The organism is Paracoccus sp. IB05, assembly GCF_016405985.1.
GTDB lineage: Bacteria > Pseudomonadota > Alphaproteobacteria > Rhodobacterales > Rhodobacteraceae > Pseudogemmobacter.
Window position 1 is genome coordinate 52,165 of the sequence record NZ_JAEFCF010000002.1, and the last position, 24,065, is coordinate 76,229.

21 protein-coding genes are annotated in these 24,065 nt (G+C 61.0%); 15 read left to right on the forward strand and 6 right to left on the reverse strand.

From position 1 onward, the window contains the following. The 4 genes from JC607_RS01820 to rho are packed head-to-tail and all read right to left on the reverse strand — an operon-like array spanning position 1 to position 5,088. A complete protein-coding gene (locus JC607_RS01820; RefSeq protein WP_233092557.1) occupies positions 1 to 636 on the reverse strand; it encodes a 16S rRNA (guanine(527)-N(7))-methyltransferase RsmG in 636 nt (211 codons plus the stop codon). Positions 637 to 639: 3 nt separating this feature from the next. After that, positions 640 to 2,505 (reverse strand): tRNA uridine-5-carboxymethylaminomethyl(34) synthesis enzyme MnmG, encoded by a 1,866-nt coding sequence (gene mnmG / locus JC607_RS01825; RefSeq protein WP_198835242.1) that lies wholly within the window; start codon positions 2,503 to 2,505, stop codon positions 640 to 642. An 11-nt stretch (positions 2,506 to 2,516) separates the two neighbouring features. Continuing rightward, positions 2,517 to 3,797: a tRNA uridine-5-carboxymethylaminomethyl(34) synthesis GTPase MnmE gene (gene mnmE, locus JC607_RS01830; protein ID WP_198835243.1), complete on the reverse strand. Its 1,281-nt coding sequence runs from the start codon at positions 3,795 to 3,797 to the stop codon at positions 2,517 to 2,519. A gap of 22 nt (positions 3,798 to 3,819) precedes the next feature. Then, on the reverse strand, positions 3,820 to 5,088 hold the full coding sequence (gene rho, locus JC607_RS01835; RefSeq protein ID WP_092902145.1) for a transcription termination factor Rho: 1,269 nt from the start codon (positions 5,086 to 5,088) through the stop codon (positions 3,820 to 3,822). Between the two features lie 611 nt (positions 5,089 to 5,699). Between rho and JC607_RS01840 the strand changes: the two genes are divergently transcribed. The 13 genes from JC607_RS01840 to leuB all read left to right on the forward strand — a co-directional run bounded on the left by JC607_RS01840 (position 5,700) and on the right by leuB (position 19,367). Then, a complete protein-coding gene (locus tag JC607_RS01840) occupies positions 5,700 to 6,296 on the forward strand; it encodes a nucleoside triphosphate pyrophosphatase (protein ID WP_198835406.1) in 597 nt (198 codons plus the stop codon). Further along, a complete protein-coding gene (locus tag JC607_RS01845) occupies positions 6,293 to 7,132 on the forward strand; it encodes a shikimate dehydrogenase (protein ID WP_198835244.1) in 840 nt (279 codons plus the stop codon). Before JC607_RS01840 ends, JC607_RS01845 begins: the two co-directional genes overlap by 4 nt. Then, a complete protein-coding gene (coaE, locus tag JC607_RS01850; RefSeq protein WP_198835245.1) occupies positions 7,129 to 7,731 on the forward strand; it encodes a dephospho-CoA kinase in 603 nt (200 codons plus the stop codon). Before JC607_RS01845 ends, coaE begins: the two co-directional genes overlap by 4 nt. Next, positions 7,724 to 8,422 carry a DNA polymerase III subunit epsilon gene (gene dnaQ, locus JC607_RS01855; protein WP_198835246.1) on the forward strand — a complete coding sequence of 233 codons (699 nt, stop codon included), beginning with the start codon at positions 7,724 to 7,726 and terminating at the stop codon, positions 8,420 to 8,422. The genes coaE and dnaQ overlap by 8 nt, the downstream gene beginning before the upstream one ends. 112 nt (positions 8,423 to 8,534) lie before the next feature. Next, positions 8,535 to 9,344, forward strand: a complete 810-nt coding sequence (locus tag JC607_RS01860) for a flagellar motor protein MotB (protein ID WP_198835247.1) — start codon at positions 8,535 to 8,537, stop codon at positions 9,342 to 9,344. Positions 9,345 to 9,428: 84 nt separating this feature from the next. Further along, positions 9,429 to 10,754 (forward strand): flagellar hook protein FlgE, encoded by a 1,326-nt coding sequence (locus tag JC607_RS01865; protein WP_198835248.1) that lies wholly within the window; start codon positions 9,429 to 9,431, stop codon positions 10,752 to 10,754. A gap of 6 nt (positions 10,755 to 10,760) precedes the next feature. Then, positions 10,761 to 12,215, forward strand: a complete 1,455-nt coding sequence (flgK, locus tag JC607_RS01870; protein WP_198835249.1) for a flagellar hook-associated protein FlgK — start codon at positions 10,761 to 10,763, stop codon at positions 12,213 to 12,215. A 95-nt stretch (positions 12,216 to 12,310) separates the two neighbouring features. Further along, complete coding sequence (locus tag JC607_RS01875; protein ID WP_198835250.1) at positions 12,311 to 12,643, forward strand: hypothetical protein; 333 nt, start codon at positions 12,311 to 12,313, stop codon at positions 12,641 to 12,643. 28 nt (positions 12,644 to 12,671) lie between these two features. Then, the gene (locus tag JC607_RS01880; RefSeq protein ID WP_198835251.1) at positions 12,672 to 13,217 is read left to right on the forward strand and encodes a flagellin; all 546 of its coding nucleotides are present in this window, start codon (positions 12,672 to 12,674) and stop codon (positions 13,215 to 13,217) included. 32 nt (positions 13,218 to 13,249) lie between these two features. Further along, a complete protein-coding gene (locus JC607_RS01885) occupies positions 13,250 to 14,341 on the forward strand; it encodes a flagellar basal body P-ring protein FlgI (protein WP_198835407.1) in 1,092 nt (363 codons plus the stop codon). Positions 14,342 to 14,440: 99 nt separating this feature from the next. Next, positions 14,441 to 15,481 carry a homocysteine S-methyltransferase family protein gene (locus JC607_RS01890; RefSeq protein WP_198835252.1) on the forward strand — a complete coding sequence of 347 codons (1,041 nt, stop codon included), beginning with the start codon at positions 14,441 to 14,443 and terminating at the stop codon, positions 15,479 to 15,481. Further along, the gene (gene metH / locus JC607_RS01895) at positions 15,478 to 18,192 is read left to right on the forward strand and encodes a methionine synthase (RefSeq protein ID WP_198835253.1); all 2,715 of its coding nucleotides are present in this window, start codon (positions 15,478 to 15,480) and stop codon (positions 18,190 to 18,192) included. Before JC607_RS01890 ends, metH begins: the two co-directional genes overlap by 4 nt. Positions 18,193 to 18,260: 68 nt before the next feature. Next, positions 18,261 to 19,367 carry a 3-isopropylmalate dehydrogenase gene (gene leuB / locus JC607_RS01900; protein ID WP_198835254.1) on the forward strand — a complete coding sequence of 369 codons (1,107 nt, stop codon included), beginning with the start codon at positions 18,261 to 18,263 and terminating at the stop codon, positions 19,365 to 19,367. A 65-nt stretch (positions 19,368 to 19,432) separates the two neighbouring features. On the opposite strand, the gene JC607_RS01905 is transcribed toward leuB, so the two are convergent. Then, a complete protein-coding gene (locus JC607_RS01905) occupies positions 19,433 to 20,245 on the reverse strand; it encodes a 3-deoxy-manno-octulosonate cytidylyltransferase (RefSeq protein ID WP_198835255.1) in 813 nt (270 codons plus the stop codon). 11 nt (positions 20,246 to 20,256) lie between these two features. Then, entirely contained in the window at positions 20,257 to 21,084 is an 828-nt protein-coding gene (kdsA, locus tag JC607_RS01910; RefSeq protein WP_198835256.1) for a 3-deoxy-8-phosphooctulonate synthase, read from the reverse strand. A gap of 161 nt (positions 21,085 to 21,245) precedes the next feature. On the opposite strand from kdsA, the gene JC607_RS01915 reads away from it, so the two are divergent. Together JC607_RS01915 and JC607_RS01920 are read left to right on the forward strand one after the other, a co-directional pair. Further along, entirely contained in the window at positions 21,246 to 22,277 is a 1,032-nt protein-coding gene (locus tag JC607_RS01915) for a Gfo/Idh/MocA family protein (RefSeq protein ID WP_198835257.1), read from the forward strand. Next, positions 22,277 to 24,001 carry a hypothetical protein gene (locus tag JC607_RS01920; protein WP_233092559.1) on the forward strand — a complete coding sequence of 575 codons (1,725 nt, stop codon included), beginning with the start codon at positions 22,277 to 22,279 and terminating at the stop codon, positions 23,999 to 24,001. Before JC607_RS01915 ends, JC607_RS01920 begins: the two co-directional genes overlap by 1 nt. The last annotated feature ends 64 nt before the right edge of the window (positions 24,002 to 24,065 follow it).

The window sequence follows — 24,065 nt, forward strand, 5'->3', positions numbered from 1 at the left end:
TCAGTCTTGGGAATCGCGGCTGGCACGGCGCACTGTCCTTAATTTCAGGGTGGCTGATCCTTTATGCCCCGGATCGTCCGCCGCCTCCAGATCGAAGCGCCAGTTTTTCTGCGCCGCCGCAACCTCATCCGCCCAGCTCTCGCCCTTCGGAAAAAGACAGGTCATATCGGGCGATCCATGTCGCTCGGCAATGGCGCAAAGCATATCCAGGGGGGCAAGCGCCCGTGCGGACACAACATCTGCCCCTAGTGGCGCAATCGCCTCGGCCCGCTCGGCCCGCACATCGACCGGGATACCCATCTGCCGCGCCGCTTCACGCAGGAAGGTGGCCTTACGCTGGTCCGATTCAACAAGCACCATCCTGGTTGCAAGACCACGATCCTGAAGCAAAGTGGCCACAACGATCCCAGGAAATCCGCCACCCGACCCGAAATCTGCCCAGAGCTGCGGTTGTTCCGGCGCAAGCAGAAAGATCCGCGCCGAATCCTCGATATGCCGCGACCAGATCTCTCCCACTGTGGAGCGAGAGATCAGATTGATCTTCTGCGTCCATTTCGCGGTCAGTGCCTCGTAAAGTCTCAGCCTTTCAAGGCCTTCCGGACTGATGCCCAGCTCATTCCAAAGTGCTTTATCCAAGGGTCACCCGGCCAGTCTGGCCGCTGCGATCTTGCGCAGCGATGCGATCAGCAGCATCACTGCAGCCGGTGTCATCCCCTCTATCTGACGCGCCTGCTGGATGGTTTCCGGCAGTTTACGCAGCAATTTCCCGGTAAGCTCCGCCGAAAGACCGGAAAGCGCGGCATAATCGAAATCTGCGGGGATTTTCATCGCCTCATGGCGGCGCAGCTCTTCGGCTGCGGCGGCCTGCCGATCCGTATATTGGGAATAAAGCGACTCGATTTCCGCCTGCGCCCTTGCGGCGGCCGGATGATCTGCAAGCGCCGGCACCAGCAAATCCAAAATGGCCGGATCATAATCCGGCATGGCCATCAGATCCCAGGCAGTCCGCCGCGCTCCGTCTTTGCTGACGGTGATTCCGACCTCGGCAAGCTCTTTTGGGGTGAACTTTGCCGCTGCCAGAACCTCGGTGACCGCCCCGAGGGCCTCCATTTTCGCCCCGAATGCGCGGCTGCGCGCCTCCCGGACGCAACCGATCTCCTGGCCTTTGGGCGTCAGGCGCTGATCCGCGTTATCTGCACGCAGGCTGAGCCGGTACTCGGCCCGCGAGGTGAACATACGATAGGGCTCGGTGACGCCACGGGTGACCAGATCATCAATCATGACCCCGATATAACTGTCACTGCGCGAGAAACTCACCGGCTCCTGCGCCTTTGAGGCACGCGCGGCGTTCAGCCCGGCAACCATGCCCTGGGCTGCTGCCTCCTCATATCCTGTGGTTCCATTGATCTGGCCCGCAAGATATAGGCCGGCGAGAGCTTTGGTCTCCAGCGACGACTTCAGCCCCCGAGGGTCCAGATAGTCATATTCAATGGCATAGCCTGGCTGAAGAATGGTCGCATTCTCAAGGCCAGCCATGGTGCGGACGTAAGCCTCCTGCACCTCAGCGGGCAAAGAGGTCGAAATTCCGTTTGGATAGACCGTATCGTCATCAAGGCCTTCGGGTTCCAGAAAGACCTGATGGCTGTCCTTGTCGGCAAAGCGCACGACTTTATCCTCGATCGAGGGGCAGTAACGGGGGCCGACGCCATCAATATGGCCACCATACATTGCCGAACGATTAAGATTATCACGAATAATCTGATGCGTGGCCGCAGAGGTATGCGTGATGCCGCAGGAAATCTGCCTCGCGACCGGTTTATTGTTCATAAAGGAAAGGAGAACCGGATCTTCATCGGCGGGCTGCATTTCCAGCCGACTCCAGTCGATCGACTTGCCGTCCAGTCGTGGTGGCGTCCCGGTTTTGAGGCGCCCCGTTTCCAGACCAAGATCATGGATCTGCTGCGCAAGTCTGACAGAAGCTTTATCGCCAACGCGGCCACCCGGGCGACTTTGGTCACCGACATGGATCAGGCCGTTCAGGAATGTGCCGGTTGTGAGCACGATGGCCGCTGCAGAAATCTCGGATCCGTCAGCCAGTCGCAGCCCGGTAACGCGCCCTGCCAGAGTGATGAGCTCCGCCGCCTCACCCTCGATGACAGAGAGACAGGTCTCCTCGGCCAGCAAACTCTGCACCGCGCGACGATAGAGTTTACGATCAGCCTGGGTCCTTGGCCCCTGTACTGCGGGGCCCTTTCTGCGATTCAAAAGCCGGTACTGAATACCCGCCATATCCCCGGCCCGGCCCATAATGCCGTCCATCGCATCAATTTCCCGAACGAGATGGCCCTTTCCAAGGCCGCCAATCGCCGGATTGCAGGACATGACGCCTATTGTCTCTGCGCGCATTGTGACCAATGCCGTTCTCACCCCAATACGCGCCGCAGCCGCGGCGGCTTCGGCCCCGGCATGGCCGCCGCCGACCACCAGAACATCAAAATGTTTCACGTGAAACACCCTCACTTTCCGATACAGAAGCTGGCGAAGATCTCGCCCAGCAATTCTTCGACATCAACCCGCCCGACCAGACTGTCCAGTGATCGCAACACCTGACGCAATTCTTCCGCCACGATCTCGGATTGAACACCGTGATCCATCATCTGCAACACAGCCCTGATCGCGGTGATTCCCTGCTCCAGCGCATGCCGATGCCGTTCACGCACCATTATACCAGCACCAGCGACTTTTTCCGAGAGCCGCGCTGTAACTTGCTGCAGCAGCGCGTCGATTCCTTCGCCAGTAAGACCCGAGACCGCGAGGCCAGGGCCAGCACCACCAAGGTCGGCCTTCCCGCTCAGCTGGATATCACCGTCCCGAAGCGCAATCCCAAGATCACCCTGGCCGAGGAACAACCGCAAATCGGCGGCCTCAGCGCGCTGAATCGCCCGTCTGATGCCTTCACGCTCCACCAGGTCGTCACTTTCCCTGAGCCCGGCGGTGTCGAGCAAGGTAACCGCGAGGCCGGAAAGGTCCATCCTGACCTCGATCACGTCCCGCGTCGTGCCCGCTATTTCCGACGTAATCGCCGCCTCCCGACCTGCCAGGCGATTGAGAAGTGTGGATTTCCCGGCATTCGGCGGGCCAATAATCGCCACCTCGAAACCTTCGCGAATGCGTTCTGCGGCTGAAACGGCCGCCGCTTCGCGGGCAATCTCATCCGATAGCGCTGTCAGTATCTCGCGCACTTCCGGGGTCACATCGACCGGCACGTCTTCATCAGAAAAATCGATCGTTGCCTCGATCAAAGCCGCGGCCCGGATCAGGCGGCTTCGCCAGTGATCAACTGTTTTTCCGATACTGCCGGACAATACCCGCAGCGCCTGCTTACGCTGCGCTTCGGTTTCAGCATCAATCAGATCGGCCAGGCCCTCGACCTGTGTCAGGTCGAGCATGCCATTGTCGAGTGCCCGCCGGGTAAATTCGCCCGCCTCTGCCATACGCGCAAGGCCGGTTTCGCCAATCGCCCGCAGCACGGCATTGACCACCGCCAACCCGCCATGGGTTTGCAGCTCGATCACTTCTTCGCCGGTAAAGCTGGCATTTTCCGCAAAGCCCAATACCAGAGCTTGGTCGAGATGTTCACCCTGCCACGAGATATTGCGCAAACTGGCAAGGCGCGGCTTTGGAGCCGCGCCTGTCAGTGCTTTGCATATGGCGAAAGAATTCGGGCCAGAGACCCTGATTACCGCGACACCCGCCCGCCCACGAGCTGTCGCGCTGGCATAGATCGTGTCAGCCATCGCAACCCCGCTGGCCCCCCGATCAGGTATTCATCGAGTCGAAGAACTCGGAATTCGACTTGGTCTGTTTCAGCTTTCCGATCAGGAATTCGATGGCGTCGGTGGTGCCCATCGGGTTCAGGATGCGGCGCAGCACATAGGTCTTCTGCAGATCGGATTTGTCGACCAGGAGATCCTCTTTCCTTGTGCCCGATTTGAGGATGTCCATCGCCGGGAAGACGCGCTTGTCGGCCACTTTCCGATCCAGAACGATCTCGCTGTTGCCGGTGCCCTTGAATTCTTCGAAGATGACTTCATCCATCCGCGAGCCGGTATCGATCAGCGCGGTCGCAATGATCGTCAGCGAGCCGCCCTCTTCGATATTCCGTGCCGCACCGAAGAAACGCTTCGGGCGTTGCAGCGCGTTGGCGTCCACACCACCAGTCAGAACCTTGCCCGAGCTCGGCACGACCGTGTTAAAGGCACGACCAAGTCTTGTGATCGAATCAAGAAGGATCACAACATCTCGTTTATGTTCAACCAGGCGCTTGGCCTTTTCGATCACCATCTCGGCCACAGCCACGTGGCGCGTCGCCGGCTCGTCAAAGGTCGAGGACACAACCTCGCCCTTCACCGAGCGCTGCATATCGGTGACTTCCTCGGGCCGCTCATCGATCAGCAGCACGATCAGATAACATTCCGGGTGATTCGCTGCGACCGAGCGCGCGATATTTTGCAGAAGAACCGTCTTACCTGTACGCGGCGGGGCCACGATCAGCGCCCGCTGGCCTTTGCCGATGGGCGCCACCAGATCGATGATCCGGGCCGAACGGTCCTTGATCGTCGGATCCTCGATTTCCATCTTCAGCCGCTCTTCCGGGTAAAGCGGCGTCAGGTTGTCGAAATGGACCTTGTGTTTCGCGCGCTCCGGATCGTCGAAATTGATCAGCGTCGCCTTCACAAGGCTGAAATAGCGCTCATTCTCGGACGGGGCCTTGATCACGCCTTCGATGGAATCGCCGGTGCGCAGCGAAAACTGACGGATCATCTCGGGGCCGACATAGATGTCATCGGGGCCAGGCAGATAGTTGGCCGAAGGGCTGCGCAGAAAGCCGAAACCATCCTGCAGAACCTCAAGAACGCCATCGCCACCGATTTCCCAGCCTTCCTCGGCATGTTCCTTGAGGATCTGGAACATCATCTCGCCCTTGCGCATCGAGGGCGCATTCTCGATCTCCCACTCCTCCGCCATGGCGAGAAGATCGGCCGGGGTCTTGGCCTTGAGATCGGAGAGGTTGAGGCGTTCTGTCATCGCAATACCATTATGCCAGACGCGCGTGTGGCGCGATGCTGGATCAGAGGCTGAAAAAGGGAAGCGTCAGGACCGGACGGTCCCGCATTGCCTGCAGATAGGGGGACTGGCGCTGTAAGTCAATCTTTCTGAGCAGAAAGGCTTCTCAGAGGGCGAAAGACCTCCTGTCAGGCACAGATCTGTGCAGGGTTCATAATATAATTAAGAGAAAGATATGAAGATTGATGATGTAGTAGGCCCTGAGGATAACAGGATAGCGGCAGTTCCGGGGCATTTTCCCTTGAGTTTTCCACCTGTGGACAGAAGTGGTAAAGATTGGGAAAAAATGCATGGTGTTTTGATTTATCTATTTATATCATGTTCTTAGAACAGCGTTTCCAGACATCTGCCTGTGGAGGAGAAATGTCACAGCCCGCGCAAAACCCCCGCGCGGATGGATGGTGGAAAACAGCATGCGCAGTGGGATAACCGGGGGTCGCGTGCCGGCGCTTTTTGAGGATATCCCGACCCAGGCCCTGAGGCATGGGATAACCGGCCGAGTCTTCCCCCGAACAAAACAGGATTATCCACAAGTGGCCTCTGATTTTTCCGAAGACGTTGCAGGCAAGAAAATGCCGGCTTTGGTGCTGGCTTCTGCCTCGGAGACGAGAATCGCCATGTTGCGGGCGGCGGGCCTGGAGTTTGAAAGCCTTGCCGCGCGGGTGGATGAAGACAGCATTCGCCGCGCTTTGGAGGCTGAGAGGGCAAAGCCGCGCGACATCGCCGATGCGCTCGCGGAAACCAAGGCGCTGAAAATCTCGGGCAAGCGGCCAGAGGCGCTGGTGATCGGCTCGGACCAGCTGCTCGAGCTGAATGGCCGGATCTTTGCCAAGCCTGCAAGCCCGGAGGCGGCGCGCGCCCAGCTGATGGATTTGCGCGGCAAAACCCACCACCTGATCTCGGCGGTGGTGGTTTGTCAGGGCGGTCAGCCGCTCTGGCGCCATGTCGGCGAGGCGCGGCTTACGATGCGGGAATTCGGGGATCTGTGGCTTGACGGCTATATCTCGCGCAACTGGGATAAAATCCGTCATTCCGTCGGTGGATACCGGCTTGAAGAGGAAGGCGTTCGGCTGTTCTCCTCGGTCCAGGGGGATCATTTCACGATTCTGGGGCTGCCCTTGCTTCCCCTTCTGAACTGGCTTTCGCTGAGAGGGGATATTCCCGCATGACTGACCATCCGCGTATTCCGCTGGCCGGTGTGATCGGCCATCCGATCGCGCATAGCCGCAGCCCGGCGCTGCATGGCTATTGGCTGAAGCGCTATGGTCTGGCGGGGCATTATATCCCGATGGATGTGGCGCCTCAGGATCTGGCGCATGTCCTGCGCACCCTGCCGCAGATGGGGTTTGTCGGGGCCAATGTCACCATTCCCCATAAAGAGGCGATCCTGAAGATCGCGGATATCATCACCGATCGCGCGGCGCTGATCGGTGCCGCTAACACATTGATTTTCCGTAAAGATGGCAAGATCCATGCGGATAATACCGATGGGTCCGGCTTTATTTCCAACCTGCGGCAGAACGCGCCTTTCTGGGATCCGACCGCCGGCCCGGCTGCGGTGCTGGGCGCCGGGGGTGCGGCCCGTGCGGTTGTCGCGGCGCTGATCGAGGTTGGCGCGCCCGAGATACGCATCGTCAACCGCACCCGCCCCAGGGCCGAAGCCATGCGTTCGGATTTCGGGGCGAAAGTGGTGGTCTGGGACTGGACACATGTCGGCGCGATGATCGAAGGTTGTGCCACGCTGGTGAATACGACCTCGCTCGGAATGACCGGCAAGCCGGACCTTGTCATTGACCTCGACCGGATCAGCCAGCGCTGCCTTGTGACCGACATTGTCTATGCGCCATTGAAAACCGGCCTGCTGATCGAGGCCGAAGAACGCGGCTGCACCGTCGTTGACGGGCTCGGCATGTTGCTGCACCAGGCCGTGCCCGGGTTCGAGCGCTGGTTCGGCAGGCGTCCCGTGGTGGATGAGGAGACCCGCCTCGCGGTTTTAAACGCATGAAAGCTATCTGCCTTGGCCTGACCGGCTCCATCGGCATGGGGAAATCGACCACGGCCGCGATGTTCCTCGATGCGGGTATCCCGGTCTGGGATGCGGATGCGGCGGTGCACCGGCTTTACGCGCCCGGCGCCAGGGGCACGGCAGCCCTGGCGGGGCCCTTTCCCGAGGCGGTTTCCGATCAGGGTGTTTCACGGGAAACATTAAAGGCGCTGCTGGCCGCCGATCCCTCGCGTCTGAAACAGCTGGAACAGCTGATCCATCCGCTTGTTGCGGAAGATCGGGCCGGGTTTCTGGCCCATACCGGCTCCGATATCCTGCTTCTCGATGTGCCGCTTCTGTTTGAGAAAGGCATCGACCGGGAATGTGACGCGACGCTGCTGGTCACCGCGCCCGCTGCTTTGCAACGCGCCCGCGTCCTTGCGCGGCCCGGCATGACCGCGGCGCAGCTTGATCTGATCCTCTCGCGCCAGATGCCCGACCAGGACAAGCGCGCCCGCGCCACCCATATCGTCGAAACCCTGTCAATCGACAGCACCCGGGCTTATGTACAGGCGCTGATCGCGCATCTGCGCGCAGGAATGGCGGGCCAGAATGCGTGAAATTGTCCTTGATACCGAGACCACCGGCTTTGACCCGGAACAGGGCGACCGCATCGTCGAGATCGGCGCGGTCGAGCTGTTCAACCACCTGCCCACCGGCAAGGTTTATCACCAATATATCAACCCCGAACGCGACATGCCGCAGGGCGCTTTCGAAGTGCACGGGCTCAGCAGCGAATTCCTCAGCGACAAGCCGGTTTTCGCGAAAATCGGCCAGGCATTTGTGGATTTCGTCGGTGATGCGAAACTGGTGATCCATAACGCTGCCTTTGATATGAAGTTTCTGAACTTCGAACTGAAGCGTATGGGGCTGGCCGATATTCCCTGGGCGCGCGCCATAGACACGCTGGCCATCGCGCGGCAGCGCTTTCCCGGCTCGCCAGCCTCGCTGGATGCGCTTTGCCGCCGTTTTGGCGTCGATAATTCCCGGCGTGAAAAACACGGCGCGCTGCTCGACAGCGAAATCCTAGCCGAGGTTTACCTTGAACTGGTCGGCGGTCGTCAGCCCGACCTCGTGCTGGCGCCGGTACAAAGCAACAGCCCCGCAAATGCTGGGCAGACGGACGGAGACTGGCGCCCCCGTCCCCGTCCGACCGCATTGCCTGCGCGGATCACCGCGGCGGAAACCGCCGCGCATGAGGCATTTGTTGCGAAACTGGGCGATGCCGCCATCTGGCTGAAGCGGAGCTGAGTCGCCGCAGATCTGGGCGTTTTCTGGACTATTCCCTAAAAATCATAACTTTAAGCCGTTCTTCACTCAGACCTGTGATCCTGGCCCCGGGTGAGCGAAAAGGGTGACGGGAATGGCCGGGCCAGGCAATGCGCCGCCAGTCATCATCAAGCGGAAGAAAGTGGTTTCGGGCGGCGGCCATCATGGCGGCGCCTGGAAAGTGGCCTATGCGGATTTCGTGACCGCAATGATGGCCTTCTTCCTGCTGATGTGGCTGCTGAATGCGACGACAGAAAAACAACGCAAGGGATTGTCGGATTACTTCAATCCGTCGATCCCGCTCAGCAAGGTTTCAGGTGGCGGTGACGGCACGCTGGGCGGTGAATCCATTTTCTCCGAGGAGGACCGGACCGCCATGGGCCGCGGCGGCCTCGCCAGCCAGACAGGTGCCGGCGAGGCCGAGGAAAAGGCCCAGGCCGAGATGGTGAAAACCGTCCAAGAAGCCCTGTTCGACCGTGGCGGCGAAAGCCGCACCATGGAACAACTGATGCGCCATGTTGTCACCCGGGTCACCGATGAGGGCCTTGTGATCGAACTGTTCGATCTTGAAGACGCCAGCCTGTTCAAAGGCCATACTGCCGAGCCGCAGGAGGTTACCGTTCATCTGGCTCGGATGCTGGCCGAGGTGCTCAATCTGACGGCGAATGGTCTTGCGGTGAACGCCTATGTGCAAAGCTATCCGGTGACGCTGGTTGAAAATCCGGGCTGGGAACTGACGGCCGGCCGCGCCCGTGCCATGCGCAGTCTGCTTCAGGGCGCCGGCATTCAGGCGACCCGGTTCAGCCGCATCGGGGGCTTTGCCGACCGTAAGCCCGCCGTGGCCGATCCGGCTTCACGGCGCAACAACCGGATCGAGATCGTGCTGCTGCGGCGTGACCGGTAATCCCGATAATTTTATCTGTTAGCGGAAAATTCAGCCCTCGGGGCCAAACCTGTCGCAAGCTCATTCAGAAGAAAGGTGCGACTGATGACGATTTCCTCCGCGCTCAATGCCGGCGTAGCCGGGCTCAGCGCCAACGCGACGCGGCTTGCGACGATCTCAGACAATATCGCGAATTCAGGCACTTTCGGCTATAAACGCGCCCATGCTGAATTCTCCAGCATGGTGATCACGAACAATCGCGGCTCTGGCACCTATTCGGCAGGCGGGGTTCGCGCCTCGACCATGCGGCTGATCGAAGAACGCGGCGGCCTTGTCGGCACTTCGCATCCGCTGGATATCGCGGTTTCCGGGCGCGGCATGCTGCCGGTGATCACCGAAGTATCTCTGGGGGTCAATTCCGTAGACCGCGCGCTTTTGATGACAACGACCGGCTCTTTCCGAACCGATGCGAATGGTGTGCTGAAAACCCAGTCCGGTCTGGTGCTGATGGGCTGGCCTGCCACGTCGGATGGCAGCATTCCGGTCTTCCCGCGGGATACGATCACCGGCCTGGTACCGGTAGTGATCAATGCGAACCAGACCGCCGGCGATCCGACCACCCAGATCACGGCGGGGGTCAACCTGCCGGCCACGGGTACCGAAGCCGGCGCCACCGGCGATCCGCTGCCCTTCGCGATCGAATATTTCGGCAATCTCGGCACCTCGGAATCTCTGGATTTCAACTTCACGCCGACCGTACCGGCCGCAGGCAGCCCGCCATCGAACACCTGGACCATGGTGATCCGCGATTCTGCCAGCAATAATGCGATCATCGGGGAATATGTTCTGACCTTCGACGATTCCCGCGCGGCTGGCGGCACACTCGCGACAGTTGTTGCGGTTCCGGCGGTTCCGGCCTGGCCGGCTTATGACGGTGCCACCGGAACTCTGCCGCTGACCGTGGCCGGCGGCCCGATGAGTGTCGCCATCGGCCGCGTCGGTGATCCGAACGGTCTGACCCAGCTATCCGATGATTTTGCGCCGGTGCAGATCACCAAGGACGGATCCCCGGTCGGCAATCTCACCACGGTCGAGATCAATCCGAACGGCTATATCATCGCGACCTATGATACCGGGTTCAACCGCGTGCTCTACCAGATCCCGCTGGTCGATGTGCCGAACCCCAATGGGCTGATCTCGCTGCATAACCAGACCTATCAGGTCTCGCCGCAATCGGGCTCCTTCTTCCTCTGGGATGCCGGTGACGGCCCGACCGGCTCGATTGAAGGTTATGCCCGTGAGGGATCGACCACAGATGTTGCGGCAGAACTGACCTCGCTGATTCAGACCCAGCGGGCCTATTCGTCGAATGCCAAGGTCATCCAGACCGTCGACGAAATGTTGCAGGAAACCACCAATATCAAACGGTAACGCAAAATGAGCATCACCTCGGCCCTCAATTCCGCGCTGACCGGACTGACCGCCACCTCGCGACAGGCCGAGGTGGTGTCCAACAATGTCGCCAATGCAACGACCTCGGGCTACGCGCGCCGTTCCGTCTCGCTTTCGGCTCTTAACCTCGGAGGATCGGGTCAGGGTGTGCGCGTGGTGGGCATCACCAGACATGCAGATCTCTATCTGATCAACGACCGCAGGGGCGCTCAGGCCGCTGCGGGTGACAGCGCGACCAAGGCAGGCTTTCTCAACCGGCTTGAAACCATTCTCGGCACAACCGAATCTTCGGGATCTCTGGTTTCCCGCGTCAGCACGCTGGACACCACTTTGCTTGAGGCCGCAAGCCATCCCGAATCCGAGGCAAGGCTTTCTGCCGCGGTTTCGGCAGCAAGATCCCTTGCCACCGGGTTGAATCAGGCGAGTGACGCCATTCAGGCTGAACGTCTCAAGGCCGAGAAAGGCATCGCTTCGGCTGTGGAAAGTCTGAACAGCAGCCTGCGCCAGGTTCAGGAGCTGAACCGGATGATCGCCTCTCACAGCGGCTCCGGTCGGGATGCCTCGGCATTGATGGATCAGCGTCAGCAGGTGATCGACAGCATTGCCAGCATCATTCCGCTGAAGGAAATGCCACGGGACGGCAATCAGGTAGCGCTGATCTCTGCCGGGGGCGCCCTTCTGCTGGACGGGAACCCCGTGAGCTTCGGTTTCACCGAAGTCCATACAATCGTGCCTGAAATGACCCAGGCCAGCGGAGGCCTCTATGGTCTGACCATCAATGGCAAACCGATGGCAACCACGGGCAGCAGCAGCATGATCCTTGGCGGAGAGCTCGGGGCGCTTTTCGCGGTCCGCGACGAACTGGCTGTTGAAGGCCAATCTATGCTCGACGCAATGGCGCGTGACATGATTGAAAGGTTCAGCGCAGCAGGTCTCGATCCCACTTTGCCCGCTGGCGCGCCCGGATTGTTCACCGATGGCGGCCTGGCCTTTGATCCCGCGGATGAGGTGGGCCTGGCTTCACGCATAGCATTGAATTTCTCTGCAGATCCTTTGAAAGGCGGAGAGGTCACGAGGCTGCGCGACGGGCTCGGCGCGCTCACGCCGGGCCCAGTTGGAAACTCCACGCTCCTCAATTCACTCTCCTCAGCGCTGAATACCAACCGCGCCATTGCATCACCGATCCCCGGCGGCACCAGAAGTCTCGCAGGCCTGGCCTCGGCCATTCTGTCCCGAACCTCCTCCCAGCGCGTCACACAAGAGACGGAACAAAGCTATACCGCCGCGAGATACACGGCATTGTCCGACATTGAGGCCGCATCGGGCGTGAACACCGATGAAGAACTGCAGTCACTGCTGGTGATCGAGAAGAACTACGCGGCCAATGCGCGGGTCATTCAGGTCGTGGACGAAATGATCAAAACTCTGTTGGGACTTTGACAATGGAACGCATTAGCTCAAACCCGTTTCTGACCCCGGCACTTCTGCGACAGTCGTCTGACCTTCGCGCGGGCCTGCAAAAGGCCACGCAAGAGATGACGACCGGTAAATTCTTTGATCAGGGTACAGCCTTGCGTGGCGACTTTTCAGCTCTGGCCGCGACAGATCATGCCCTTGCCCGGCTTTCCGGCTTTACCGCAGCCACCACCGAACTCACCCTGATGGGTGAAACGATGCAGCGCGCTTTATCCGTTATCTCTGACGCGACCACAGAGCTTGCAGCCAATCTGCTGCGAGTAACCAGTGGCGCGTCTGACACCCTGCTTTCCTCGATCCTGTCCACCGGTTCGCGCGATTTCAACACTGCCATTTCAGCGCTTAACACCCGCCTTGCCGACAAATCGGCTTTTTGGCGGCGATGCTTCTGACCAATCGGCTTTGCCCAATGCCGGGACGTTGCTTACTGCGCTCGAGACCGCGATCGCCGGTCTGGCGGCTGTTGACGATATTTCCAACGGGATAGATGACTGGTTCAACGGGACCGCCGGATATGAGGCATTATACACCGGAGGCCAGGGTCGGGCTGGCCTCACTGTGGCACCCGGCGAGACGGCGTCGCTTCCCTTCACCGCCCTTGACCCTGCAATCCGCACAACACTGGCGGGCCTCGCTAAGGCGGCCTTGCTTGACCGCGGCCTCCTGACAGGAGATCACGCCTCGCGGTCAGCGCTTGCGCTCAGGGCGGGTGAGACCCTGTTCAGCTCTTCCGAAGCGAGGACTGTCCTCGCCGGCAGGATTGGTACAGTTGAACAACAACTGTTCCAGGCACAAAGCCGGAATTCTGCGGAGAAATCGGCACTTGCCCTGACACGCAACAGCCTGACCGAAGCAGACCCTTATGAGGCTACGGTGCGCCTTAAGGATCTGGAAAGCAGACTGGACGCATTTTACACAATCACAGCGCGGCTTTCGCAACTCAGCCTGACGGGATATCTCCGGTGAAACCGAATATCTTTGCTAACGCCTTCTGTCGTCTGTTCCTGCTTCTTGTCTTGGGTCTCGCCCTGTCGATCCCGGCCATCGCGCAACCGGTTCGTATCAAGGACCTGGTCGAAATCGACGGGGTCAGGGGCAATGATCTCGTGGGATATGGTCTCGTTGTAGGGCTGAACGGAACTGGTGACGGCATCCGGAATTCACCGTTCACGGAAGAGATTATGGCAAATCTTCTGGAGAGGCTTGGTGTCAACGTCGTTGGTGAAGCATCGCGTCCAAAAAATGTTGCGGCCGTTTTCGTCACCGCAACTCTGCCGCCGTTTTCCCGGGCCGGCGCACGGATTGACATAACGGTTTCGGCCATTGGTGATGCGAAAAGCCTGCTTGGTGGAACGCTTGTGATGACACCTCTGAATGGGGCGGACGGCCAGATCTATGCGGTGGCTCAGGGGACCATCATTGCAGGTGGGATCTCTGCCGAAGGCGATGCCGCTCGGGTTGTCCTGGGCGTGCCAACGGCGGGGTCGATCCCCTCCGGCGCACGGGTAGAGCGTGAGGTTCCGTTCGATTTTAACCAGGTTTCAGTTTTGCGGCTTGCGCTGAAATCAGCAGATTTTACAACAGCCGCCAGAATTGAACGGGCCATCAATCAGGAATTTGGCTCACGTTCGGCGACGATGCTGGACGGGGGCACGGTTGCGCTCGATCTCGGCCGGATCGGTGGTGGTTCTCCGGCACATGCCATAGCCAGGATTGAAAGCCTGCGGATCGATCCCGCGACCAGGGCCAGGGTGGTGGTCGACCAGCGATCAGGTACAATCGTGATTGGCGCCGATGTCCGGATCAGCCGTGTTGCGGTGGCACAGGGAAATCTCACCTTGCGTGTGGAAGAGTATCCTATCGCGATCCAGCCCAACCCTTTCGCCGAGGGTGAAACCGTTGTGGTGCCCAGAAGCAATGCTGAAATAACCACTGAAGGCAGCGCTCTGGCGGAAGTCGCGGGCGGCACCAGCCTGTCCGAAGTGGTTTCCGGCCTTAACGCGCTGGGTGTTCAGCCACATGACATGATCGATATTCTCAAAAGCATCCATGCGGCTGGCGCCTTGCACGCAGAATTTGTCATCCAGTAGGAAGATGTTCGAAATTTCTCATAATATTCCTCGGTATTATGAGTTTCACAACAGGCTTCTGGTCTCATAAGGTCCGCGCGAACCAGGAACGCCGGATATATGCAAAACTTCATTCTCCCCCCCACCCCGGCGCTCGCCGCCCTGGAAGCCGCCGCCAGGCAGCGGATACTTATACTCGATGGGGCAATGGGTACCCAGATCCAGGGTCTTGGACTGACAGAAGAAGATTATTCGGGCCATGGCTCCGGTTGTGCCTGCCGGCACCATTCCGACCATCCGCAAAAGGGCAATAACGATCTTCTGATCCTGACCCAGCCAGAGGCCATCGAAGAAATTCACTTCAATTATGCCATGGCTGGTGCCGATATCGTTGAGACAAATACTTTCTCGGCGACGACCATCGCGCAGGCCGATTATGCTTTGGAAGCAGCGGTAGACGATCTGAACGTCCAGGGCGCGCGCATTGTTCGCCGCGCTCTGGACCGCGCCACCGCCATTGACGGCAAGCCGCGCTTTGTGGCCGGTGCGGTCGGCCCCACCAACCGGACGGCGTCGATCAGCCCCGACGTCAACAATCCGGGCTATCGCGCGGTGAGCTTCGACGACCTCCACAAGGCCTATGCCCAACAGATCCGGGGCCTGATCAGGGGCGGCGCCGATATCATTCTGATCGAAACGATTTTCGACACGCTGAACGCCAAAGCCGCGATCTTCGCCTGTCTCAGCGCCTTTGCCGAACATGGAAGCCGGCTGCCCGTGATGATTTCGGGCACCATAACCGATGCTTCGGGCCGCACCCTGTCCGGGCAAACGCCGACGGCTTTCTGGCATTCGGTGCGCCACGCGAAACCCTTCACCATCGGGCTGAACTGTGCGCTCGGGGCGAGCGCGATGCGTCCGCATCTGGTGGAACTCTCCACTGTGGCTGAAACCTTCACCTGCGCCTATCCGAATGCCGGCTTGCCCAATGCCTTTGGTCAATATGACGAGGGGCCCGAGGACACCGCCGCCCAGGTGGCGACCTTTGCCCGCGACGGGCTGGTCAATGTGGTTGGCGGGTGCTGCGGCACCACGCCCGGCCATATCCAGGCCATTGCAGAAGCTGTCCGCCCCCATAAACCGCGCGAGATCCAAAAATGAGCCGCTATCTTCGTCTCTCGGGGCTGGAACCCTTCATCCTCACGCCCGACATCCCGTTTGTGAATGTCGGCGAGCGCACCAACGTCACCGGCTCGGCCAAATTCCGCAAGCTGATCACCAATCGCGACTATGCCGCTGCGCTGGACGTGGCGCGTGACCAGGTGGAAAACGGCGCCCAGATCATCGACATCAACATGGATGAGGGGCTGATAGACAGTAAGGCCGCGATGGTCGAGTTCCTCAACCTCGTCGCGTCCGAGCCCGACATCGCCCGCGTGCCGGTGATGATCGACAGTTCGAAATGGGAGGTGATCGAGGCCGGGCTGAAATGCGTTCAGGGCAAGCCGATCGTCAATTCGATCAGCCTGAAAGAGGGTGAGGATCAGTTCCGCCATCATGCCGGTCTGTGCCTGGCTTACGGCGCGGCAGTGGTGGTCATGGCCTTTGACGAGACCGGCCAGGCCGATACGTTCCAGCGCAAGACCGAGATCTGTGCCCGGGCCTACCGCATCCTGACCGAGGAAATCGGCTTCCCGCCGGAAGATATTATCTTTGATCCCAATGTCTTCGCGGTCGCGACCGGCATTGAGGAACACAATAATTACGGTGTCGATTTTATCGAGGCGACGCGCTGGATCCGCCAGAACCTGCCGCATTGTCACATCTCGGGTGGTGTTTCGAACCTTTCGTTCAGCTTCCGCGGCAATGAACCTGTGCGCGAGGCCATGCATTGCGTCTTTCTCTACCATGCCATTCAGGCCGGTATGGATATGGGCATCGTCAATGCGGGCCAGCTCGCCGTTTATGACCAGATCGAGCCCGAGCTGCGCGAGGCCTGCGAGGATGTCGTCCTCAACCGCCGTGACGATGCGACCGAACGGATGCTGGAAATCGCGGAAAGGTACCGCGGTGGTGCGCGTGAGGAAAAGGTCCGCGATCTGCAATGGCGCGACTGGCCGGTGGAAAAACGTCTCGAACATGCGCTTGTAAATGGCATCACCGAGTTCATCGAAGAGGATACCGAGGTTGCGCGCCAGCAGGCCACCCGCCCGCTGCATGTGATTGAGGGCCCGCTGATGGCGGGGATGAATGTCGTCGGTGATCTGTTCGGTGCCGGCAAAATGTTCCTGCCGCAGGTCGTGAAATCGGCGCGGGTGATGAAACAGGCGGTCGCCGTGCTCCTTCCCTATATGGAGGAGGAGAAGGCGGCGCAGGGCGGCGAGATGCGCCGTTCCGCCGGCCGGGTGCTGATGGCGACGGTGAAAGGCGATGTGCATGACATCGGCAAGAACATCGTCGGTGTCGTACTGGCCTGCAACAATTACGAGATCATTGACCTTGGTGTGATGGTGCCGCCGCAGAAGATCCTTGAGATCGCGCGCGAACAACAGGTTGATGTGATTGGGCTTTCCGGCCTGATCACCCCCAGCCTTGACGAAATGGTGCATCTGGCCTCCGAGATGGAGCGCGAAGGGTTCAACATTCCGCTGCTGATCGGCGGCGCGACGACGTCCAAGGTGCATACGGCGGTGAAAATCGCGCCGCGCTACCATAAGGGCCAGGCGATCTATGTCCTTGATGCCAGCCGCGCGGTGGGCGTGGTCAGCCAGCTGCTCAGTGAAACGCAGAAAGAGCCCTATATCGCGTCAATCCAGGCCGAATATGTCGAGGTGGCCGAGCGTCACGAACGCGCCGAACTGGCGAAAAAACGTCTGCCTTTGGAAGCCGCCCGCGCCAATGCGCTGAAAATCGACTGGTCCGGCTATGCGCCCCCTGCCCCGCAATTCACCGGCCCACGGGTGATTGAGGACTGGGATCTTGCGGATATCGCGCGCTATATCGACTGGACCCCCTTCTTCCAGACCTGGGAGCTGAAAGGCGTTTATCCCCGGATTCTCGAAGATGAAAAGCAGGGCGAGGCCGCGCGCCAGCTGTTCGAAGACGCCCGGGCCATGTTGCAGCGCATCATCACTGAGAAATGGTTCCGCCCGCGCGCGGTGATCGGCTTCTGGCCCGCCAATGCGACCGGCGACGATATTCGTCTCTATACTGATGACGGCCGCGCAGAAACGCTGGCCATGCTGCACACGCTGCGTCAGCAGACGACCAAGCGGGATGGGCGTCCGAATGTGGCGCTTTCGGATTTTGTCGCCCCGGACGGCACGCCGGATTATGTCGGGGGGTTTGTGGTGACGGCCGGCCCGGAAGAGGCCGAGATCGCCGCGCGCTACGAGCGGGCAAATGACGATTACGGCTCGATCATGGTTAAGGCGCTGGCGGATCGTTATGCCGAAGCCATGGCCGAGATGCTGCATGAACGGGTGCGCAAAGAGTATTGGGGATACGGCGCGGCAGAGACCTTCCAGCCGCATGAACTGATCGGCGAGCCCTATGCCGGCATCCGCCCTGCCCCGGGCTATCCGGCGCAGCCGGATCATACCGAGAAACTTACCCTCTTCCGTCTGCTGGATGCCGAAAACAATACCGGCGTCACGCTGACCGAAAGCATGGCGATGTGGCCGGGCTCCTCGGTGTCTGGCTTCTATATCGGCCATCCCTCCAGCTATTATTTCGGCGTGGCCAGGGTAGAGCGGGATCAGGTGCTGGATTACGCGGCCCGCAAGGGGATGGATCTTACCGAGGCCGAACGCTGGCTGGCGCCGATCCTGAATTACACCCCTGATAATGGCGTAAAACTGGCGGCGGAATAGGCCCGACCTTGACCAGGGGTCAGGCATCGGCTAGCCCGCTGCCGACCCCATTCAAACGGAGCGCCCCGATGGCCAACCCCTCCCTCCTGATCCTTGCCGGTGACGGTATCGGCCCCGAAGTCATGGATGAGGTGAAAAAAGTCATCTCCTGGATGGGCACCGCCCGCGGCATCCATTTCGATGTCTCGGAGGATCTGGTGGGCGGCTGCGCCTATGACGCGCATGGCACGCCGCTGACCGATGCGACCATGGCAAAGGCGCAAGAGGTGGATGCGGTTCTGCTCGGCGCGGTGGGCGGCCCGAAATATGACAAGCTTGATTTCAGCGTAAAGCCCGAGCGGGGCCTGCTGCGGCTTCGCAAAGAGATGGACCTGTTTTCCAACCTGCGCCCGGCGCAATGCTTTGACGCGCTGGCCGATTTCTCGTCGCTGAAGCGTGACGTGGTGGCCGGTCTCGACATCATGATCGTGCGCGAGCTGACCTCCGGCGTCTATTTCGGCGAACCGCGCGGGATCTTCAAAGAGGGCAATGAGCGCGTCGGCATCAATACGCAGCGCTATACCGAGAGCGAAATCGCCCGTGTCGCGAAATCGGCTTTTGAACTGGCGCGGCGCCGGGGCAACAAGGTCTGCTCGATGGAGAAGGCCAATGTGATGGAATCCGGCATCCTGTGGCGCGATGTGGTGACCGAGGTGCATCAGCGCGATTACCAGGATGTCGAGCTCAGCCATATGTATGCCGATGCCGGCGCGATGCAGCTGACCCGCTGGCCGAAGCAGTTCGACGTCATCGTGACCGACAACCTGTTCGGCGATCTTCTGTCGGATCTGGCCGCGATGCTGACCGGTTCCCTGGGTATGTTGCCCTCGGCCAGCCTCGGCGCGCCGATGGCCAATGGCCGCCCGAAAGCGATGTATGAGCCGGTGCATGGTTCCGCCCCCGATATCGCGGGCCAGGGCAAGGCGAACCCGATCGCCTGTATCCTCAGCTTTGCGATGGCGCTGCGCTACAGCTTTGATCTTGGCGACGAGGCCACCCGCGTCGAACAGGCGGTTGAAAAAGTGCTCGCCGACGGGCTGCGCACCGCTGACCTTCTTGGCCCGGAGGGCGGATCGCCCATCGGCACCGCCGCTATGGGCGATGCGATCATCGCGGCGCTGAACGCTTCGGTCTGATCTGATTTGTCCCCACCTGATTTGTCCCCGGAGCCTTTGGGTCCGGGGACAACTGCTTCGGGCCTTTAGTCCCAGCCCATCTGCTTCAGATAGCCCTCGATCAAAGGCACGTCCGAGGGGTTGTTCAGCTCCCAGAATTTCGCGCCGGGGGCCGAGACCTCGACCACATCGACCGGATGGCCGTTTTCCAGAAAACGCAGCTGTTCCAGCCCTTCCAGCGTCTCAAGGGGTCCAGGCTGCCAGCTGCCATAGGCGGTCAGCGCGGCGGGGCGATAGGCGTAAAGCCCGACATGGTGGAAGACCGGCACCTGACCATCGACCACGCCTTTGCCATTGGTAAAGGGGATCACCTCTTTCGAGAAGTAAAGCGCCTGTCCCAGCCGGTTCGCCACCACGGTCGTCGCGCCCACCCGGCCCGCCGCGCGGTCGGCGATGAAATTCTGCACCGCTTCGGCGTCGCAGCGCAGGATTGGCGTGGCGATGCCGGTGGCCGGTTTCTCGCGCATATGCCGGATCAGCGCGGTGACGAAAGACGGCGGCGTCAGCGGCGCATCGCCTTGTAAATTCACCACGATCTCGGGCGAGAGCCCGGCGTTCTTCACTGCCTCGGCCACACGCTCGGTGCCGTTCCGCGCTGTCTCCGAGGTCATGATCACCTCGGCCCCGATCCGCTGTGCTTCCTCCGCGATGCGCGTATCATCGGTCGCAACATAAAGCCCGATAGCGCCGCCCGCCTCTTCAACCGCGCGGCGACCGGCAGTAACGGATCGCTCCAGCAGGCTGCGCCCTATGCCACCTGCGCCCTTCAACAGCGCCAGCGGCTTGGCCGGATAGCGGGTCGAGGCATAGCGTGCCGGGATGATGATGACCGTATCCATCGCGGGTTCCCTCACAGGCCTTTGGCCAGCGCGTCAAAGCTGCGCAACGTGCCGATCAGGGCTTTCAGCTGATCGACCGGCACCATATTCGGCCCATCTGAGGGCGCATTATCGGGGTCCTGATGCGTCTCGATAAAGAGGCCCGAGACCCCGACGGCACAAGCCGCCCGCGCCAGAACCGGCACATATTCGCGCTGCCCGCCCGAGGAATTCCCCTGCCCGCCCGGCTGCTGCACCGAATGGGTGGCGTCGAAAATCACCGGCCAGCCGGTCTCGGCCATACGCGGCAGGCCCCGAAAATCGGTGACCAGTGTGTTATAGCCAAAGGACGTCCCGCGCTCGCAGAGCATGATATTGCGGTTGCCGGTCGAGGCGACCTTGGCCGCGACATTGTCCATATCCCAGGGCGCAAGGAACTGGCCCTTTTTGATATTCACGGCTTTGCCCGTGGCGCCCGCCGCCAGCAAAAGATCGGTCTGACGGCTGAGAAAAGCCGGGATCTGCAGCACATCGCAAACCTCGGCGGCAGGTGCGCAATGGCCCGGCTCATGCACATCGGTCAGAACCGGCACGCCGAATTCGTCGCGGATCAGCCCGAGGATCTCGAGCCCCTTTTCCATCCCGAGGCCGCGCTTGCCGCCCAGCGAAGAGCGGTTTGCCTTGTCATAGCTGGCCTTGAAGATGAACCGCGTGCCGGTGGGCGCGCAGGCCTCAAGGATAAGGTTGGCCATCATCCGCGCATGGTCATGGCTTTCCAGCTGGCAGGGGCCGCAGATCAGCGCAATCGGGTTCTTTCCGCCGATGGCAATATCGCCGATGGTGACAATGTTCTGGCTCATCTGTGCTTCTCCGGCGCTGCGATCCGACAGAGTTATGGCATGAAATCCCGTCTTACTGCCAGATAGACCTGGACCGCGCGGGTGCAAGAGCGGGCCGCCGCTTGCCGCGTGACAAAGGCATGTTACCTCATTATACCAGTTGCATCGAGGAGGAGCCTACCATGACCCAGACGCTGAAGATCGCGCTGATCGGCGCCGGTTTCTTTGCCCGCAACCAGTTGTTTGCCTGGGCGGGGATCGAAGGCGCCGAGGTCGTGGCGATCTGTGACCGCGACCCGGCGCGGCTGGCGGCAGCGGGCGATGAATTCGGGATCGCGCGGCGCTATACCGACGCGGCAGAGCTGTTTGCCGATGGCGGATTCGACCTGGCCGATATCGCGACCACGGTGGCCTCACACCGGGCGCTGGTCGAAATGGCGGCCCACGCTGGCGTGCATGTGATCTGCCAGAAGCCCTTTGCGCCGACCCTCGCGGATGCGAAAGCCATGGTTGCCGCCGTGGCCGAGACCGGCAAAACATTGATGATCCACGAGAATTTTCGCTGGCAATCCGCCGTGCGTCATACGATCGACGCGTTGCGCGCGGGCGCGATCGGCGAGCCGTTCTTTGGCCGCGTCTCCTTCCGCTCGGGCTATGATGTATTCTCGGGCCAGCCTTACCTGGCCGAAGGTGAGCGGTTCATCATCGAAGATCTCGGGATCCATATCCTCGACATTGCGCGCGCTTTGTTCGGTGATGTGGCCCGGATCGCGGCGACCACGCGGCGGGTCAATCCCAAGATCAAAGGCGAAGATGTCGCCACGATGCAGCTTTTGCACAAATCGGGCGTGACCTCGGTGGTGGATTGTTCCTACGCGACCAAACGCTTCCCCGAGACCTTCCCCGAAAGTCTGATCGAGATTGACGGGACCGAGGGCACCCTGCGCCTTGATGCCGGATACAAGCTGACGATCCAGCGCGATGGCGGATCGAAGACCCAGGATGTCAGCCCGCCGCTTCTGCCCTGGGCAGAACGTCCCTGGCACAATATCCAGGAGAGCGTGCTGATCATCCAACAGCATTTCGTGGATTGTCTGCGCGAAGGTCGCCAGCCGGAAACCTCGGGCGCTGACAATCTTGAGACCTTTGCCCTGGTCGAGGCCGCTTACCTTTCCGCCGCTGAAGGCCGCTCGGTTGATCCGGGGTCCCTGTGATGGGCGCCCTTGCGCTTTATGGTACGGCCGAGCCGGTGGTTGAGGCGGAAGTCATCCGCCATGTCGATGTCAGCCTCGGGTTTCAGGATGGCGCCCTTCGCCATATCCGCGTCGGCGGCACCGAAATCATTCGCCAGATCGCCTTTCTGGTGCGCGACCGTGACTGGGGCACGGTGCGCCCTGAGATCGGCGCGGTGGGGCGTGAAACCAGGGGGGGTGACCTGCTGCTCCGCTTCCCGATGATCTTCCGCTCGAACGGCGCGGAACAGCATGTGAGCCTTTCGTTGACCATCGGCGCGACCAGCCTCACCTTTGCTGCTGAATCGAGAATTTCAGGCATGTTCGAGACGAATCGGACCGGTTTTACCGTGTTGCATCCGATCACCGGGGTCGCCGATGCGCCGGTCAGGGTGACCCATAGCGACGGGTCGGTGGACCACAGCCGCTTTCCTGATCTGATCGAACCATGGCAACCCTTCATGGACATCGCCCAACTGGAACATGAGGCAAATGGGCTGACGATCAGCTGCGCTTTTGCGGGCGATACGTTCGAAATGGAGGATCAGCGCCAATGGGGCGATGCCTCTTACAAGACCTATAACCGCCCGCTGGCCCTGCCCTGGCCCTATCAGTTGACCGGCGCCGATAGGCTGCGTCAGTCGGTCACGCTCCGCTGGAGCGGCGCGGGCATTGCCGCCAGAGCCAGGCCGGCTGTGATCCCGGCGGGCACCGTCTTCCCGGATCTGGCGCTGGTCGTGACCCCGGACGAGGCGCGCAACCCCGAGGCTGCTCAGATGCTGGCTCTGGTCGCGCCGCAACGCGTTCTCGCCCATGTCGATGCGACGCTCCCCGAACCGGTTTCAGGTCAGCTCGCCGCTTTTGCCGCTTTGCAGGTTGCTTACCCGGCGGCGCTTTATGATCTGGAACTGATCTGCCGTTTCCGCGGCGATCCCGCGCCGGAACTCACCTCGCATGCCAGGGATCTTGGCGCATCGGGCCTGGCTGTGGCGTCGGTTTTCGTCTGCCCCTCGGTTGACCGCCAATCGACGCCGCCGGGGTCGGCCTGGCCCGATTGCCCGCCGCTGGACGAGATCCATGCCGCCGCCGCCCGCGCCTTTCCCGGCATCAAACTTGGCGGCGGCATGGCCAGCTTCTTCCCCGAGCTGAACCGCAAACGCCCGCCTGCCGGGCTCGATTTCATCAGTCATGGCTTTTGTCCGATCGTCCACGCCTCCGACGATCTCGCAGTGATGGAGACGCTGGAGGCGGTGCCGCATATCGCGCGCTCGGCCCGTGCGATCATCGGGGCGGCGGAATACCGGATCGGACCGTCAACCATTGCGATGCGGCAGAACCCCTATGGTTCGCGCACCATTCCGAACCCCGAGGGCGGGCGCGTGGCAATGACCGATGACGACCCCCGCCACCGGGCGGCGTTCGGCGCGGCCTGGACCCTTGGCATGGCGACGGCGCTCGCACCTTTCGCGCCTGCGGTCTGGACCCCTGCGGCGCTTTTCGGCCCGCGTGGCCTTGGCGATGGCTCCTGGCCGGTTGCGGTTTTGCTGCGTGAACTCGCGGCCAGCGCCGGGCAGCCGGTCATTGCGGCACAGATCGAGGGCGGTGAGGCGCGGCTCCGGCTTGGCGCCCGGCTTTTCCGCGCCAATCTGACCGCTCTTCAGACCGGCGATCTGCCGCCCTTCGGCTGGGTCGTGACACCGGCATGAGCCGCACCATGGACGCGCGCGCCGTCTCTGCCTAAGAAGGGTTATGCGCCCAATGGACAGTCCC